General features: G+C 71.7%; 16 protein-coding genes. 12 read left to right on the top strand and 4 right to left on the bottom strand.

Annotation, left to right across the window (positions count from 1 at the left end; genetic code table 11):
- The first annotated feature begins 8 nt into the window (after positions 1 to 8).
- The 4 genes from EFL26_RS06800 to EFL26_RS06815 all read left to right on the top strand — a co-directional run bounded on the left by EFL26_RS06800 (position 9) and on the right by EFL26_RS06815 (position 2,718).
- Complete coding sequence (locus EFL26_RS06800) at positions 9 to 968, top strand: bifunctional riboflavin kinase/FAD synthetase (RefSeq protein WP_123222128.1); 960 nt, start codon at positions 9 to 11, stop codon at positions 966 to 968.
- Positions 965 to 1,723: an adenosylcobinamide-GDP ribazoletransferase gene (gene cobS, locus EFL26_RS06805; RefSeq protein WP_123222129.1), complete on the top strand. Its 759-nt coding sequence runs from the start codon at positions 965 to 967 to the stop codon at positions 1,721 to 1,723. Before EFL26_RS06800 ends, cobS begins: the two co-directional genes overlap by 4 nt.
- An 81-nt stretch (positions 1,724 to 1,804) precedes the next feature.
- Positions 1,805 to 2,263: an SRPBCC family protein gene (locus EFL26_RS06810; protein WP_123222130.1), complete on the top strand. Its 459-nt coding sequence runs from the start codon at positions 1,805 to 1,807 to the stop codon at positions 2,261 to 2,263.
- Complete coding sequence (locus EFL26_RS06815; protein WP_123222131.1) at positions 2,260 to 2,718, top strand: MarR family winged helix-turn-helix transcriptional regulator; 459 nt, start codon at positions 2,260 to 2,262, stop codon at positions 2,716 to 2,718. Before EFL26_RS06810 ends, EFL26_RS06815 begins: the two co-directional genes overlap by 4 nt.
- A 2-nt stretch (positions 2,719 to 2,720) precedes the next feature.
- Here the strand turns inward: EFL26_RS06815 and EFL26_RS06820 are convergent, their stop codons facing one another.
- Positions 2,721 to 4,847, bottom strand: coding sequence for a molybdopterin-dependent oxidoreductase (locus EFL26_RS06820; protein WP_123222132.1), 2,127 nt, complete (start codon positions 4,845 to 4,847; stop codon positions 2,721 to 2,723).
- A gap of 135 nt (positions 4,848 to 4,982) precedes the next feature.
- Here EFL26_RS06820 and EFL26_RS06825 point away from each other — a divergent pair, with 135 nt between their 5' ends.
- The 6 genes from EFL26_RS06825 (at position 4,983) to EFL26_RS06850 (ending at position 11,506) form a co-directional block, all read left to right on the top strand.
- Positions 4,983 to 5,813 carry an alpha/beta fold hydrolase gene (locus EFL26_RS06825; protein ID WP_123222133.1) on the top strand — a complete coding sequence of 277 codons (831 nt, stop codon included), beginning with the start codon at positions 4,983 to 4,985 and terminating at the stop codon, positions 5,811 to 5,813.
- A gap of 60 nt (positions 5,814 to 5,873) precedes the next feature.
- The gene (locus EFL26_RS06830; RefSeq protein ID WP_123222134.1) at positions 5,874 to 6,209 is read left to right on the top strand and encodes a PadR family transcriptional regulator; all 336 of its coding nucleotides are present in this window, start codon (positions 5,874 to 5,876) and stop codon (positions 6,207 to 6,209) included.
- Complete coding sequence (locus EFL26_RS06835; protein ID WP_123222135.1) at positions 6,206 to 7,333, top strand: HAAS signaling domain-containing protein; 1,128 nt, start codon at positions 6,206 to 6,208, stop codon at positions 7,331 to 7,333. Before EFL26_RS06830 ends, EFL26_RS06835 begins: the two co-directional genes overlap by 4 nt.
- A gap of 128 nt (positions 7,334 to 7,461) precedes the next feature.
- Positions 7,462 to 7,737: a 30S ribosomal protein S15 gene (rpsO, locus tag EFL26_RS06840; protein ID WP_123222428.1), complete on the top strand. Its 276-nt coding sequence runs from the start codon at positions 7,462 to 7,464 to the stop codon at positions 7,735 to 7,737.
- A gap of 221 nt (positions 7,738 to 7,958) precedes the next feature.
- Positions 7,959 to 10,211, top strand: a complete 2,253-nt coding sequence (locus tag EFL26_RS06845) for a polyribonucleotide nucleotidyltransferase (protein ID WP_123222136.1) — start codon at positions 7,959 to 7,961, stop codon at positions 10,209 to 10,211.
- Between the two features lie 86 nt (positions 10,212 to 10,297).
- Positions 10,298 to 11,506, top strand: a complete 1,209-nt coding sequence (locus EFL26_RS06850; protein WP_246000055.1) for a M16 family metallopeptidase — start codon at positions 10,298 to 10,300, stop codon at positions 11,504 to 11,506.
- A 99-nt stretch (positions 11,507 to 11,605) separates the two neighbouring features.
- Here the strand turns inward: EFL26_RS06850 and EFL26_RS06855 are convergent, their stop codons facing one another.
- The gene (locus tag EFL26_RS06855) at positions 11,606 to 11,833 is read right to left on the bottom strand and encodes a hypothetical protein (protein ID WP_148046653.1); all 228 of its coding nucleotides are present in this window, start codon (positions 11,831 to 11,833) and stop codon (positions 11,606 to 11,608) included.
- Between the two features lie 93 nt (positions 11,834 to 11,926).
- Between EFL26_RS06855 and dapB the strand changes: the two genes are divergently transcribed.
- Entirely contained in the window at positions 11,927 to 12,679 is a 753-nt protein-coding gene (gene dapB / locus EFL26_RS06860; RefSeq protein WP_123222429.1) for a 4-hydroxy-tetrahydrodipicolinate reductase, read from the top strand.
- Between the two features lie 155 nt (positions 12,680 to 12,834).
- Positions 12,835 to 14,448 (top strand): M4 family metallopeptidase, encoded by a 1,614-nt coding sequence (locus EFL26_RS06865; RefSeq protein WP_123222139.1) that lies wholly within the window; start codon positions 12,835 to 12,837, stop codon positions 14,446 to 14,448.
- Between the two features lie 66 nt (positions 14,449 to 14,514).
- Here EFL26_RS06865 and EFL26_RS06870 read toward each other — a convergent pair whose 3' ends face one another.
- The gene (locus tag EFL26_RS06870; protein WP_123222140.1) at positions 14,515 to 15,066 is read right to left on the bottom strand and encodes a GNAT family N-acetyltransferase; all 552 of its coding nucleotides are present in this window, start codon (positions 15,064 to 15,066) and stop codon (positions 14,515 to 14,517) included.
- On the bottom strand, positions 15,063 to 15,689 hold the full coding sequence (locus EFL26_RS06875; RefSeq protein ID WP_246000056.1) for a nucleoside/nucleotide kinase family protein: 627 nt from the start codon (positions 15,687 to 15,689) through the stop codon (positions 15,063 to 15,065). Before EFL26_RS06875 ends, EFL26_RS06870 begins: the two co-directional genes overlap by 4 nt.
- Between the last annotated feature and the right edge of the window lie 109 nt (positions 15,690 to 15,798).

Genomic DNA, 15,798 nt, shown 5'->3' on the forward strand with positions numbered 1-15,798 from the left:
CTCAGCGCGTGCGCGTGTGGCATTCCCTCGACGAGATCCCGGCCGACCTCGGTCGGACCGCGGTGGTCATCGGGAACTTCGACGGCGTGCACCTCGGGCACCAGCACGTGGTGCGCACCGCGCGCGAGATCGCGGACGCCGACGGCCTGCGCGTCGTGGCGGTGACGTTCGACCCGCACCCCATGGCCGTGCTCCGACCCGACCATGCGCCGGTCACCCTCACCGACCTCGACTCGCGCGCACGCCTGCTGACCGAGGCGGGCGCCGACGACGTGTTCGTGATCCGGTTCTCCCGCGAGATCGCGGCCTGGACCCCGGAGGAGTTCATCGAGCGGATCCTCGTCGACGGCCTGCACGCCCGGCACGTCGTGGTCGGGGCGAACTTCCGCTTCGGGAACCGTGCTGCCGGCGACGTCGCCACCCTGGAGCGGGCCGGCGCGGCCGGGGACTTCGTCGTCGACGGGATCGCCCTGGACGGCGGCCCGCAGGTGTGGTCCTCGACGTACGTGCGGACGTGCCTGACCGCGGGTGACGTGGAGGGCGCGGCGGAGGCGCTCGGCCGTCCGTACTCGGTCACCGGCGTGGTCGTCGAGGGGGACAAGCGCGGGCGCGAGCTCGGGTTCCCCACCGCGAACGTGCCGGTCGGCGCCCTCGCGGTCCCCGCCGACGGCGTGTACGCCGGCTGGCTGCGTGTCCTCGCCGACGCGGACGCCCCCGACTTCGAGCCCGGTGAGCCGATGCCGACCGCGATCTCGATCGGCACGAACCCGACCTTCGCCGGCGTGCGTGACCGCCGGGTCGAGGCCTACGTGCTGGACCGCACCGATCTCGACCTCTACGGCCGCCGCGTCGAGGTCGCGTTCGTGGGCCGGATCCGCGGCATGGTGACCTTCGACGGCGTCGACGCCCTCGTGGCCACGATCCGCGACGACGTCGACCGCACCCGCAGCCTGCTCGGCCTGGTGTGAACGCTCCGACCAAGGCGGTCCGTGCGCTGGCGGCCGCGGTCAGCTTCCTCACCGTGGTGCCGGTCGCGCGCCGGGTCGCCCTCGACGGCGCGGACGTCGCGCGCGGCTCGGTGCTGTTCCCCGTCGTCGGCGCCGGCATCGGTGCACTCAGCGGCGGACTGGTGTGGGCCCTGGGCGACCACGTGCCCCCGCTGCTCGCCGCCGTGATCGGCGTCGCCGCCGGTGCCGCCGTCACCGGGGCTCTCCACCTCGACGGCCTGGCCGACTGCGCCGACAGCTACGGGGGCCGCACGCCCGAGGACCGGCTGCGGATCATGCGCGACCACACGATCGGCACCTACGGTGGCACCGCGCTGCTGCTGGACCTGCTCGTGCGGGTGAGCGCGCTGGCCGCGCTCGCCGGCACCTCCGACGCGCTGCTCGTCGCCGCGGCGGCGGGTGGCATCGGTCGGGCGGGCGGGCCTCTTCTCGCGGCTGCGTTGCCGTACGCCCAGACCCGGCCCGGGGCGGGCGAGGCGCTGTCCGCCCATCCCAGCCGGGCGCGCGCCGTGGTGGCTGTCGTCGTCGGCGCGGTCGTGGCGGTCGCCTGTGTCGGGGTCGATGCCTGGGCCGTGCTGCTGGTCACGGCCGTGGTGGTCCCGCTCGCCGGACGGTCGGCGAGCCGCCGCCTCGGTGGCGTCACCGGGGACGTGATGGGCGCCACCGCCGAGCTCGTCGAGATCGGCTCGCTCGCGCTGCTGGTCGCGCTGCGCTGAGGGGCGGGCGCGGTCGACGCGCACCGGCGGGGTGACACGGGCCCGCTTGACACCCAAATAGTAAGCGCGCATACTAAATCCATGACCACGATCGCCACCGCAACCGTCACCTCGTCCGCCGCGCCTTCAGCCTTCTTCGCCGAGTGGGCCGACATGGCCGGCTGGCCGGAGTGGAACCTCGACACCGAGTGGGTCCGTCTCGACGGACCCTTCGTCGAGGGCGCCACCGGCGAGCTCAAGCCGAAGGGCGGGCCCAAGGTGCGGTTCGTCGTCGCGCGGCTGGTCGACGGCGAGGAGTTCACCGACGTCTCCACGTTGCTCGGCGCTCGCCTGACCTTCCGGCACCTGGTGTCGGTGGTCGACGGGCTCACGACCGTCGCTGTCGAGGCGACCCTGGAGGGGCCGCTGGCACCGGTCTGGCGGCTGATCCTCGGCAAGGGTGTCCGCGCGTCGATGCAGCCCGACCTGGAGCGCCTGGTCCAGCGCGTGGAGAGCGCCGACCGCGCGGACCGGGTGGGACCCTCCGACATCGGCCGATGAGCCGGCTCGGCTCGCGGCACGGCGCGGACGAGAGCGCCGGCCTGCTGCTCTGGCAGGTGACCAACCGGTGGCAGGCCGCGCAACGCGCGGTGCTCAAGCCCTTCGGGCTCACCCACGTGCAGTTCGTCCTGCTGGCCTCCCTGGCCTGGCTCTCGGACGCCGAGCGGCCCGACGACCCGGTCAGCCAGCGCGCCCTGGCCGACCAGGCGGCGACCGACCCGATGATGACCTCCCAGGTCGTCCGCGTGCTGGAGTCGCGTGGCTGGTTGCTCCGCGAGCCGCACCCGGCGGACGGGCGCGCCGTCGCGTTGCGGATCACCGATGACGGGGTCGCGCTCGTCCGCCGGGCCGTGGTCGCCGTCGAGCAGTGCGACGAGGACTTCTTCGCCGCGCTCGGCTCACGGTCGGCGGGGTTCGCCCATGGCCTCAGGGTGCTGCGCGACGCCCACGCCTGACCTCAGAGCGCGGCCACCGTCACCGGCACCCCGCTGAGCGCGGCGTTGCCCGACAGGTCGAGCCGCTCCGGGTCGGTGAGGTCGTTGATCGAGACCCCCGTGACCTTCGTGGCGTGCTCGAGGCGGGTGCCGTCGACCTGGTGGCCGAAGCCGTGGGGGAGTGAGACCACCCCGCGCATCATGTCGTCGGCCGCAGCGACCTCGACGGCGACCGACCCCACGCGGGACGTGACCTCCACCAGCGCGCCGTCGGTGAGACCCCGCGCCGCCAGGTCGTCCGGGTGCATGAGCAGCTGGTGGCGGGCGCGCCCCTTGGTCAGCCGCTCGGTGTTGTGCATCCAGGAGTTGCAGTCCTTCTGGTGCCGCCGACCGATCAGGACCAGGCCGTCGGCACCGTCGAGCTCGGTCATCTCGGCGCGCAGGCGGGTGAGGTCGTCGGTGAGCACGGCCGGTGCCAGGTCGATCCGCTTGTCCCTGGTCATCAGGCGCTCCGGCAGCGTCGGACGCAGCGGGCCGAGGTCGACGCCCTCGGGGTGCTTGCGCAGCTCGCTGATCGTGGTGCGACCGCCGGTGCGCAGCAGCATCCCGATCAGGAACGTCGGGCTCAGCGACAGCGTCAGCCGCTCGCGCAGCCGGGCGGCCAGCGGCGGCTTGCGGTCCAGGCGCGCCTGGATGCGCAGCACCAGGTCGCGGAAGATCTCCCAGTCGTGGCGAGCGCCGCGGGGCTTGGGCAGCACCGCCGGCGTGAACCGCGCGGTGTTCCGGACCGCCAGCCCGTGGAACACGATGTCGTAGTGGTCCCGCTCGAGCGCGGTCGTGGGCGGCAGGATCACGTCGGCGTGCCGCGTGGTCTCGTTGAGGTAGATGTCCACGGCGGCCATGAAGTCGAGCTTGTCGAAGGCCTCGCCCAGTCGCCTGCCGTCGGGCGTGGAGAGCACCGGGTTGCCTGCGATGGTCAGCACCGCGCGGATCTGGCCCTCGCCCGGCGTCTCGATCTCCTCGGCGAACACGCTCACCGGCAGCTCGCCGCCGTACTCGGGGGCGTTGCGGACCCGGCTGCGGTACTTGTCGAAGTGCCCGCGCCCGATCAGGCCCCGCTCGACGAAGTCGACGGCCGGCTCGGTGAAGAGCATGCCGCCCTCCCGGTCGAGGTTGCCGGAGAGGATGTTCAGGCAGTTCAGGGCCCACTGGCAGACGGAGCCGAAGCCCTGGGTCGAGAGCCCGATCCGGCCGTACGCCGCCGCCCCGTCGGCCGCGGCGTACTCGCGCGTGATCCGCCGGATGTCCTCGGCCGCGACCCCGCTGAGGGTCTCGGCGCACTCAGGGGTGAAGTCGGCGACCAGCTCGCGCACGCGCTCGACGTTGTCGACGTACGCCGCCGGGCGGGTCAGCCCCTCGGCGAAGAGGACGTGCAGCATCGCCAGCAGGACCACCGCGTCGGTGCCGGGACGGACGAAGAAGTGCTCGTCGGCGATCTTGGCGGTCTCGGTGCGGCGCGGGTCGAAGACCACCATCCGGCCGCCGCGGCGCCTCAGCTCGCGGACGCGGTTCGGGAAGTCGGGCACGGTCATCAACGACCCGTTCGAGGCCATCGGGTTGGCCCCGAAGACCAGGAAGTAGGACGTGCGGTCGATGTCGGTGATCGGGATCATCAGCTGGTGGCCGAACATCAGGGAGGCGACGAACTGGTGCGGGATCTGGTCGACCGACGAGGCGCTGAACCGGTTGCGGGTGCGGAACGCCTTGACCAGCCGGACGCCGTGCGTCGCGGAGCCGAGGGAGTGCGCGTTCGGATTGCCCAGGTAGATGCCGAGGGCGTCCTTGCCGTGGGTGTTGATCACGCGGGCGACGTTCTCCGCCACCAGGTCGAGCGCGTCGTCCCACGTGGTCTCGACCCACTCGCCGTCCACCTTCTTGACCGGCGCCCGCAGCCGGTCCGGATCACTGTGGATGTCGGCCAGCGCCACGCCCTTGGGGCAGATGTGCCCGCGCGACAGCGGATCGGACGGGTTGCCCCGGATGCCGGTCACGCGGTCACCCTCGGCTCGGTGCTCGATGGTCAGCTCGAGGCCGCAGATCGCCTCGCAGAGGTTGCACACGCCGAGCGTGCGGGTCGTGGTCGGGTCCATCCGCCGATCCTGTCACCGCGGGCGCCGGGGCCGAAAGTCATCCCATCACCGGTACGACGGCCCATCCCCGGGCGCAGCCCCTGCCGGAGAGTGGAAGGAGAAGGCCGCTCGGGCGCTCCGACGGAGGGACCTGCCATGACCGACGTGACCGGGCACGACCACCGCCTCGACTGGCGGCACGTGGAGGTCGACGGGCGCGAGGTGGCCTTCGCCGCGACCCGCGGGGAGGGGCGGCCGGTCGTGTTCCTGCACGGGTGGGGCCTCAACCACCGCAGCTACCGACACGCCCTCGGCGGTCTGGCGCGCCTGGGGATGAGCGTCTACGCCCCGTCGATGCCTGGCTTCGGCGGCACGGCGGATCTCCCGGCGGAGGAGTTCAGCCTCGGCGGCTACGCGCGCTGGGTCGACCGGTTCCTCACCGCGGTCGAGGTGACCGAGCCCGTCGTCCTCATCGGCCACTCGTTCGGTGGCGGCGTTGCCATCCAGCTCGCCCACGACGTGGTCGGCCGGGTCAGCCAGCTGGTGCTGGTGAACTCGATCGGCGGCTCGGTGTGGACCGACCGGCAAGGCCGTGAGCGACACATGCGCGACCGACCGCTGTGGGACTGGGGTCTGCACCTGCAGGCCGACACCTTCTCGCTCCGCCAGCTGACCCGGATCGCCCCGGTGATCGTCGCCGACGCGCTGCCGAACGTGCTGCGGCAGCCGCGGTCGCTCTGGCAGGTGGGCCGGCTGGCGCGCGACGCGGACCTCGGGGCGGAGCTGAGGGAGCTGCGGAAGCGGCGGATGCCGGTCACGATCCTCTGGGGGCGTCACGACACGGTGCTCCCGCAGGCGGGGCTGGAGTCGATGCGCGCCGCCCTCGGCAAGCGGGCCGTCCGCACCATCGACGGCAGCCACAGTTGGCTGCTGGTCAACCCCGGGCGCTTCGCCGAGGAGCTCACGAACATCCTCGACGTGGGGTGAGTATCCGACACGCCGCTGCGCGACGCGTAGTACTCCGCATTCCGTAGTACTGTGCACCGCATGGACACCACGCAGCTGCTCAAGGGCGTGCTCGATCTCGCCGTGCTGGCGGTGGTCGACGGCGAGGACGGCTACGGCTACGACATCGTCCGCCGGCTCCGCGACGGCGGCCTGACCGAGGTGGGGGACGCATCGGTGTACGGCACCCTGCGCCGGCTCTACTCCGCCGGGGCCCTGACCTCCTACGTCGTCCCGTCGGAGTCCGGCCCGCACCGCAAGTACTACGGCATCACCCCGACCGGTCGGGCGCAGCTCAAGCAGCAGCGCGACGCCTGGGCGCTCTTCTCCGACACCGTCACCGGGATCCTCCAGCACCGAGAGGCAGTCACCGCATGAACACCACCGACGCTCCGACCGTCGCCCCGGAGGTCCAGGAGTTCCTGACCGCCGTCCGTGCCCAGCTCGCCGACCTGGATCCCGAGGAGCAGCGCGAGATCCTCGACGGCCTCGAGGCCGACCTCACCGACCTGGTCGCCGAGCGGGGCAGGGGAGCGCTCGGCGACCCGGTCGACTACGCCCGGGAGCTGCGCACGGCGGCCGGCCTGGAGCCGCAGGTGGCGGGCGCTGCCGCACGCCGGCCCCTGGGGGAGCGGATCAACGGAATGCTCGACACCGTCCGTCAGCGCTGGCTGGCGGCGACGGCGACGGTGCCTGGCCGTCCGTGGGAGATCGCGGTCGCACTGCGGCCCGTGTGGTGGGTGTTCCGGGCCTGGCTCGCGGTGCAGCTCCTCGACGTCGCGGTCCACGCCCATCAGGCCCACATCTCCGGCCAGCTGGTCCCGCACCTGCGTGGATTCGGCGCTCCGGTGCTCGTCCTGGCCGTCCTCCTCAGTGTCCAGCTCGGGCGCGGGCACCTGTGGCCCGCGAGCCGGCGGGCCGCGACGGCGCGCCTCTTGATCGCCGGGTTGAACGTCTGCGCGGTCGTCCTCACGCCGATGCTGGTCGGGCGCGCGCACCCAGCCTCGAGCGACGCGAGTACCTATGGCCGCGCCTACCAGAACGGCTATGCCGACGCGCAGGCCCAGTACGCCAGCCCCAAGAAGGGCCTGTACGCCGACGGCAAGTGGGTCAGCCAGATCTACCCGTACGACGCCCAGGGCCACCCGCTGGTCGGTGTCCAGCTGTTCAACCAGATCGGCAAGCCGCTCGACGTCGTCTCCCAGCCGGAGTGCGTGTACGGACCGGACGGGCAGCCGACGGAGACGAGCCGGGTCTACTACCCGTGGAGCAACGGCGCCACCCAGGTCACCAACGTCTACCCCGTCCCGAGCCGCGTGCAGGCGTCTCGCGAGCGTGACCCGGCGGCCTTCGCGCAGGACCTGAAGCCGACCGTCGGGCAGTTCCCGTTCCTGAGCGTGCCCACGGTGTCGCTGCCGGGCATCGAGCCGAGCAAGGCCAGGCCGGAGCCCGCGTCGTTCGACCCTGGTGTGCTGGTCCAGCCGAAGGACATCGGCTGCTGATCGGCTGATTTCTGCTCAGCGATCCCCGCTGATAACCTTGAGCGTTGCCGTCGATCGGCCGCGGATCAAGAGTGCCCGGGTGGATGTGCCCCGGCGCGCCGCGCAGCGAAGTGAAGAAGGGAGTCCACGTGTCCATCGGTACCGACGCGGAGACCAAGAAGAAGATCATCGCCGAGTACGCCACCGTCGAGGGCGACACCGGCTCCCCGGAGGTGCAGATCGCGCTGCTGTCGCACCGCATCTCCCACCTGACCGAGCACCTCAAGGAGCACAAGCACGACCACCACAGCCGTCGTGGCCTGCTGCTCCTCGTCGGCCAGCGTCGTCGGCTCCTCAACTACCTCGAGAAGACCGACATCGAGCGGTACCGCTCGATCGTGCAGCGCCTCGGCCTGCGTCGATGACTCTTGCGTGGCGGCTCGCCCCCGGGTGGGCCGCCTCGCTACGTTCACCGCACAACTGAAGAGAACCACCACCCACAGGAGCGGCCCGCGAATGCCGGCCTTTGGTAGTGGCCCCCGGACCTCGTACGAGCACCGTGGGCCTCGATCGAAGACCGGCCCCCAGCAGGGCAGGCGCCCAGCACGGGCTCGCGGCTCGCTCCGCGAAGAGAAAGGGAAACCCTTTGACTGAGGGACCCGTCGTTTCCGCCGTCGAGACCGTTCTGGACAACGGCAAGTTCGGCACCCGCACCGTCAAGTTCGAGACCGGGCTCCTCGCCCGCCAGGCCGCCGGTTCGGTGACCGCCTACCTCGACGACGACACGATGCTGCTCTCGGCGACCACCGCCGGCAAGCAGCCCAAGGACCAGTTCGACTTCTTCCCGCTCACGATCGACGTCGAGGAGCGGATGTACGCCGCGGGCCGCATCCCCGGCTCGTTCTTCCGCAGCGAGGGTCGCCCGGGCGAGGACGCGATCCTCACCTGCCGGCTGATCGACCGCCCGCTGCGCCCGACCTTCAAGAAGGGCCTGCGCAACGAGGTCCAGGTCGTCATCACCGTCCTCGCGCTCAACCCGGACGCGCCGTACGACGTGCTCGCGATCAACGCCGCGTCGGCGTCGACCCAGCTCTCCGGCCTGCCGTTCAGCGGCCCGGTCGGCGGCACGCGGGTCGCGCTGATCGACGGCCAGTGGGTGGCGTTCCCCAGCCACAGCCAGCTCGAGGAGGCCGTGTTCGACATGGTCGTCGCCGGGCGGGTCACCGAGACCGGTGACGTCGCGATCATGATGGTCGAGGCCGAGGCCACCGAGCAGACCTGGAACCTCGTGCAGTCCGGCAAGCAGGCGCCGACCGAAGAGGTCGTCGCGAGCGGCCTGGAGGCGGCGAAGCCGTTCATCAAGCAGCTCTGCGAGGCGCAGGTCGAGCTGGCCAAGCAGGCCGCGAAGCCGGTCCAGGAGTTCCCGATCTTCCTCGACTACGAGGACGACGTGTACGCCGCCGTCGAGGCCGCGGTGAAGGACGAGACCGCTCAGGCGCTCACCATCGCCGGCAAGCACGAGCGCGAGGACCGGCTCGACGAGATCAAGGCCGGTCTCCTGGAGAAGGTCGGCGGCCAGTTCGAGGGCCGCGAGAAGGAGATCGGCGCGGCGTTCCGCTCGCTGAACAAGGCGCTGGTCCGCCAGCGGGTGCTCCGCGACAAGGTCCGCATCGACGGCCGTGGCCTGACCGACATCCGCACGCTGTCGGCCGAGGTCGGCGTGCTCCCGCGGGTGCACGGCTCGGCGCTGTTCGAGCGCGGCGAGACCCAGATCCTGGGCGTCACCACGCTGGACATGCTCACCATGGAGCAGAAGCTCGACACGCTCTCGCCGGAGACGTCGCGGCGCTACATGCACAAGTACGTCTTCCCGCCGTTCTCCACCGGTGAGACCGGTCGGGTCGGCTCGCCGAAGCGGCGCGAGGTCGGTCACGGCGCGCTCGCTCGCCGGGCGCTCCTGCCGGTGCTCCCGACCCGCGAGGAGTTCCCGTACGCCATCCGCCAGCTCTCCGAGGCGATGGGGTCCAACGGCTCGACCTCGATGGGCTCGGTCTGCGCGTCGACGCTGTCGCTGCTCCAGGCCGGCGTGCCGCTGCGTGCGCCCGTCGCCGGCATCGCGATGGGCCTGGTCTCCGACCAGGTCGACGGCGAGACCCGGTACGTCGCACTCACCGACATCCTCGGCGCCGAGGACGCGTTCGGCGACATGGACTTCAAGGTCGCCGGCACGCGTGAGTTCGTCACCGCGCTCCAGCTGGACACCAAGCTCGACGGCATCCCCGCCGACGTGCTGGCCGGCGCCCTGACCCAGGCTCGCGACGCGCGCCTGGCGATCCTGGACGTGATGGCGGAGGCGATCGACGCTCCCGAGGAGATGTCGCTGCACGCGCCGCGGATCATCACCGTGAAGATCCCGATCGACAAGATCGGCGAGGTGATCGGGCCCAAGGGCAAGGTGATCAACCAGATCCAGGACGACACCGGCGCCAAGCTGTCCATCGAGGACGACGGCACGATCTACATCGGTGCGACCAACGGCGAGGCGGCCGAGGCGGCCCGCCAGGCGGTCAACCAGATCGCCAACCCGACGATGCCGGAGGTCGGCGAGCGCTACCTGGGCACGGTCGTCAAGACGACCAACTTCGGTGCGTTCGTCTCCCTGATGCCGGGCAAGGACGGCCTGCTGCACATCAGCAAGCTGCGGGCGCTCGCCGGCGGCAAGCGGGTCGACAACGTCGAGGACGTCGTCTCGGTCGGCCAGAAGATCCAGGTGCAGATCGGCGAGATCGACGACCGGGGCAAGCTGTCGCTGGTTCCCGTCGTCGAGGACTCCGGCTCGGAGGCCCCCGAAACCGCGGCGGACGACGCCGCCGAGCCAGCCGAGTCGTCCGCAGAGTGACGCTCGCCGCCGAGCAGAAGCCCGGCACGACCCGCACCCTCATCGAAGGCGTCCGCAGGACGGTCCTTCGGGGAGGGCTGCGGGTCGTGACCGAGCACGTCCCGGGCGTCCGCTCTGCGGCGATCGGCGTGTTCGTGGGCGTCGGCTCGCGCGACGAGAGCCCGGCGCTCAACGGGGCGTCGCACTTCCTCGAGCACCTGCTCTTCAAGGGCACCGACACCCGCTCGGCGATGGACATCTCCTCGGCGCTGGACTCCGTGGGTGGCGAGTTCAACGCCTACACGGCCCGGGAGTACACCTGCTACCACGCGCGGGTCCTCGACGAGGACCTGCCGATGGCGGTCGATGTCCTCGGTGACATGACGACCTCGTCGCTGATCGCCCCGGAGGACGTCGAGGCCGAGCGCGAGGTGATCCTCGACGAGATCGCCATGCACGACGACGACCCGGACGACGTCGTGCACAACCTCTTCGCCGCCCAGGCCTGGCACGGCACGCCGCTCGCCCGTCCGATCGCCGGCACCACCGAGTCGATCCAGGCCCTCACGCGCAGCCAGATCAACCGCTACTACCGCTCGCGGTACGTCGCCCCGGCCATGACCGTCGCCGTCGCCGGCAACGTCGACCACGCGGCCGTCGTACGCCTCGTCAAGAAGGCTTTCTCCCGGCGCGACTTCCTCGCCGACGTCGACGCCCGCCCGCTGCCGCCGCGGCTGGCCGCCCGCCCGCGCGCGACGAAGCCGGGCGACGTGCGCACCGGCCGCGCGTTCGAGCAGGTCAGCCAGGTGCTCGGCATGCGCGGCATGACCCGCTCCGACCAGCGTCGCTACGCCCTCGGGGTGCTGAACGCTGCGTTCGGGGGCGGCTCCTCCTCACGCCTCTTCCAGGAGGTGCGCGAGCACCGCGGCCTGGCGTACTCGGTCTACTCCTTCGCGACCAGCTACTCCGACGCCGGCATGGTCGGCGTCTCCGTCGGGTCGCTGCCCAGCAAGTCCACCGAGGTGCTCGAGGTGATCCGCGGCGAGCTCGCCCGCGTGGTCGACTCTGGGCTCACGCAGGAGGAGCTCGACCGTGGCCGCGGCCAGATGCGCGGCGGCCTGGTGCTCAGCCTCGAGGACACCGGCTCACGGATGACCCGGCTCGGCGAGGTCGAGCTCTTCCAGGAGCGCCTGCTCTCGCTCGACGAGGTGCTGGCCCGGCTCGACGGCATCACCCTGGACGAGGTCAACGAGCTCGCCGCCGAGCTCTTCAGCCGGCCCGAGACGCTGGCGATCGTCGGACCGAACGGCAGCTAGGCAACATCCTCGCCACCCGGGCGCGCAGTCGTCCTGGGCTGCGGCGCGAGCGGCGTGCTCCGCCTGGTCATCACGACGCGATCACGGCAGCCGCGGCGGTCAGCGCCTTGAGAAGTCGCGGGCGTTCCGCCTGAGCCGGAGCTTCGTGATCTCCCAACCGGCGAACGCAGTGAGCATCCCCAGGAAGACCCACCCGTCGACGTCCCGGAACACGCTCGCGAGGAGGACTGCTCCGGCGACCACAGCGATGACGATGAGGTCACGCGGTCCGGCGGGCGCGTACTTGTTCTCGATGCGGCGGCGTTCCTCGCTCGAGTCGATCGGCACCTGAGGATCGTAGTGGGCCACGGCGTCCTCAGCGGGTGGGATCTGATCCAGCAGGCGTCACCCGCCGCACCCGCACGCACTACGCTGCACGGCGTGAGTGAGCTCAAGGTCGGCGTCCTCGGCGCCAAGGGCAAGGTCGGCCAGGTCGTCTGCGAGGCCGTCGACGCGGCGGACGACATGGTCCTGGTCGCTGCCGTCGACCAGGACGACGACATCGACGCCCTGGTCACGAGCGGTGCCGAGGCGGTCGTCGACTTCACCCACCCCGACGTGGTGATGGACAACCTGGAGTTCTGCATCGACCACGGCATCCACGCGGTCGTCGGCACCACCGGCTTCGACGAGGGACGGCTCGACCAGCTGCGCACCTGGCTGGGCAACAGCCCGCGGACCGGTGTCCTGGTCGCCCCGAACTTCTCGATCGGCGCGATCCTGATGATGCGGTTCGCCACCGAGGCGGCCCGGTTCTTCGAGTCGGTGGAGATCGTCGAGCTGCACCACCCGACCAAGGCGGACGCCCCCTCGGGCACAGCCCGGCGGACGGCCGAGATGATCGCCGCGGCGCGACGCGAGGCCGGCCTCGGCGCCCCGCCGGACGCCACCAGCACCGGACTCGAGGGGGCGCGCGGCGCGGAGGTGGAGGGCATCCACATCCACGGCCTGCGGATCCGCGGGCTCGTGGCCCACCAGGAGGTGGTGCTCGGCGGCATCGGGGAGACGCTCACGATCCGGCACGACTCGCTCGACCGTGCCTCGTTCACTCCCGGCGTGCTGCTCGGTCTCCGCCGGATCGCGCAGACCCCGGGGCTCACCGTCGGCCTCGAGCCGTTCCTCGACCTCGACTGACGCGGAGCTCCCCGACGGGACCCGGGTGGGCGAAACGTCTGTTTCTGCACCTTCGTGCAGCGCACGTTTTGCGTCTTCCCCTCGGGTGGTGAAGGGCGCGAGGGTGTCCCCGAGGACCCCTCCCAGGTCTCGCTCACCGCTCGGAAGGAACCAGCATGCGCACCCGTGCTCGTCTCGCTGCCCTGGCCGGTACGGCCGCCGCAGTCACCGCACTCTCCGGTCTGGCCCCCGCCGGACCGGCGGCCGGATCGGTCTCCGGTGACCACGACTCGATCGTCGCCACCGCGCTCGCAGCCGCGCGTGCACACGTCGCCGCGACGCGGTTCGGCGCGGACCAGAAGCTGCGCGCCGTGGGCACCGTCGTCGACGCCAACGGCACGTCCCACGTCCGCCTGGACCGCACGTATCGCGGGCTGCAGGTCGTCGGGGGAGACCTCGTCGTGCACCAGACGCGCGGGCAGGCCTGGAAGGGCGTGAGCCAGACCCTCCGCCAGCGGATCGCGCTGAGCACGGTGCCGACGGTGAGCCGGGCCGCGGCCGAGGCAGCGGCGGTCGCTCCGAGCGCAGTCACGAGCAGGATCTCCGGCGAGCAGGCGCGTTCGGCGACCCTGGTCGTCGACGCGACCGGTGCGCAGCCCCGGCTGGCCTGGCGCGTGATCAGCGACGGGACGCAGGCCGACGGCACGCCCAGCCGGCTGGCGTCGTACGTCGACGCCCGCACGGGCGCCGTGCTCCGGGCCGAGCAGCAGATCGAGACCGCCGACGGCTCCGGCCAGTCGCTCTACAGCGGCACGGTGCCGCTGCAGCTCACGCTGTCGGGCACGACGTACCAGCTGAAGGACCCGACGCGCGGCAACACCTACACGACCGACATGGGCAACGCCTCGGACAGCTCGCTGTGCCAGCTGCTCGGCTGGGGCTGCAAGGCGGGCACGCTGTTCACCAGCCCGGACAACAGCTTCGGCAACGGCTCGACCAGCTCGCGTGAGTCCGCCGCGGTCGACGCGCAGTACGGCACGAACATGACCTGGGACTTCTACAAGACCACGTTCGGCCGCAACGGCATCTTCGGCAACGGCACCGGCTCCTACAACCGGGTGCACTACGGCTCGAACTACGTCAACGCCTTCTGGGACGGCACCAAGATGACCTACGGCGACGGTGACGGCACCAACTACGGACCGCTCACCTCGCTCGACGTGGCCGGCCACGAGATGTCCCACGGCGTCACGGAGAACACCGCGGGGCTCAGCTACAGCGGAGAGTCCGGCGGCCTCAACGAGGCCACCTCGGACATCTTCGGGACGATGGTCGAGTTCTTCGCCAACAACCCCAGCGACCCGGGCGACTACCTGATCGGTGAGCAGTTCGACCTCAAGAAGCACCTCGGCTTCCGGCGGATGGACAACCCCGCCTCCGACGGCAGCTCGGTGAACTGCTGGAGCTCGACGACGAAGAACCTCGACGTGCACTACTCCTCGGGCGTGGGCAACCACTTCTTCTACCTGCTCTCCGAGGGATCGGGTGCGAAGACGCTGAACGGTGTGTCCTACAACAGCCCGACGTGCAACGGCTCGTCGGTCACCGGGATCGGTCGCGACGCGGCGGCACGGATCTGGTACCGCGCGCTGACCGTGTACATGACGTCGAGCACGAATTACTCGGGTGCGCGCACGGCGACGCTCAACGCCGCGAAGGACCTGTACGGCGCGGGCAGCACCCAGTACAACGCGGGTGCCGCGGCGTGGAGCGCCGTGAACGTGGCCTGACCTCTCCCCAGGCCAGGAGACGAGGGTCCGTCCGGAGGGGCGGGCCCTCGTCGTCGTCCCGGAGCCTCAGCCGAGTGCGGTGTGCAGGCGGACCTGCTTGACCTGCACGGTGCCGTCACCGGTGAGGTCGAGGGTCCGGTGCGCGCCGTCGGGCGCCCAGCCCGCCTCGGTGAGGAAGGAACGGGCCGCGTCGTCCTGGGCGGCGAGCCACGTGACCGCGCGCGTGAACCGGTCGGCCCGGAGCGTGTCCACGACGGCCTGGACCAGGCGCGACCCGTGGCCCTGGCCCCGCTTGTGCGGGTCGACCGTGAGGTCGGTGACCTCGCCGTCCGCCAGGGGGTCGCAGTCGGGGTCGGCGGCCGGCCCGGTGAGGGCGAAGCCGGTGACCAGGTTGCGCTCGAGGGCCACCAGCACGCGGTTGCGGGCGTCCGGCGGCCGGGTCAGGGAGGTGCGCCAGTGCTCGGCAAGCTCGTCGACCGACATCGAGTCGAGCAGGTCGGGCGGCAGGATCCCGGCGTACGACGCGCGCCAGGCCCGCACCTGGACGGCGGCGATCGCGGGTGCGTCGTCGCCCCACGCCACCCTGCAGGAGACGTCCGCGCTCGCCGGTCCGGTCACGGAGCCATCCAAGCAGGCAGGTCCGCGAGGTCGACGACGAGGTCGGCCCGGGCCGCCGTGCCGGCGACCAGACGAGCGTTCGGCTCGTCCGTGCGCTCGACCCACGCCCGAGCGGCGTCGGGCGTGCGGCCGTGGAGCACGTGCCGGAGCTCGAGGCGCCGCCGCCGTTCCTGGTCGTCACCGGTGAGGAACCAGCACTCGTCGAGCAGGTCGCGTACGCCGCTCCATCCCGGGGTGTCCAGCAGGACGTAGTTGCCCTCGGTGAGCACCCAGCGGTGCTCGGGCAGCACCGCGATGGCGCCGGCCAGGGAGAGCTCGCGGTCGCGGTCGAACGCCGGCGCGTACACCGCCCCGGCATCGGCGCGGAGCCGGGCCAGCAGGGCCAGGTAGCCGTCGACGTCGAACGTGTCGGGGGCGCCCTTGCGCTCCAGGCGCCCGAGGCGGCGCAGCTCGTCGTCGTGGAGGTGGAAGCCGTCCATGGGCACCACGATCGCTGCGGGACCGAGGGCGTCGGCGAGCCGGTGGGTGAACGTCGACTTCCCGGCTCCCGGCGCGCCGCAGATCCCGAGCAGCACGCGCCGGTCGCGGCCGAGGCGGCGTACGCGCTCGAGCAGGTCCTCCACGGCGCCAGTCTCCCAGCCGCCCGATCGAGCGGAGGCCACCACCCGGGCATTACACCTGCACCGTCGCGCACCGTGTGATCTGTAACACTCGTGGGTTAGGCTCCTCGTC

This window comes from Nocardioides pocheonensis (assembly GCF_003725535.1).
GTDB classification, from domain to species: domain Bacteria; phylum Actinomycetota; class Actinomycetes; order Propionibacteriales; family Nocardioidaceae; genus Marmoricola; species Marmoricola pocheonensis.

Coding starts and splice junctions, on each gene's coding strand:
- EFL26_RS06815 (WP_123222131.1), top strand. CDS start 2,260: ATGAGCCGGCTCGGCTCGCGGCACGGCGCGGACGAGAGCGCCGGCCTG.
- EFL26_RS06820 (WP_123222132.1), bottom strand. CDS start 4,847: ATGGACCCGACCACGACCCGCACGCTCGGCGTGTGCAACCTCTGCGAG.
- EFL26_RS06835 (WP_123222135.1), top strand. CDS start 6,206: ATGAACACCACCGACGCTCCGACCGTCGCCCCGGAGGTCCAGGAGTTC.
- EFL26_RS06825 (WP_123222133.1), top strand. CDS start 4,983: ATGACCGACGTGACCGGGCACGACCACCGCCTCGACTGGCGGCACGTG.
- EFL26_RS06865 (WP_123222139.1), top strand. CDS start 12,835: ATGCGCACCCGTGCTCGTCTCGCTGCCCTGGCCGGTACGGCCGCCGCA.
- EFL26_RS06810 (WP_123222130.1), top strand. CDS start 1,805: ATGACCACGATCGCCACCGCAACCGTCACCTCGTCCGCCGCGCCTTCA.
- EFL26_RS06830 (WP_123222134.1), top strand. CDS start 5,874: ATGGACACCACGCAGCTGCTCAAGGGCGTGCTCGATCTCGCCGTGCTG.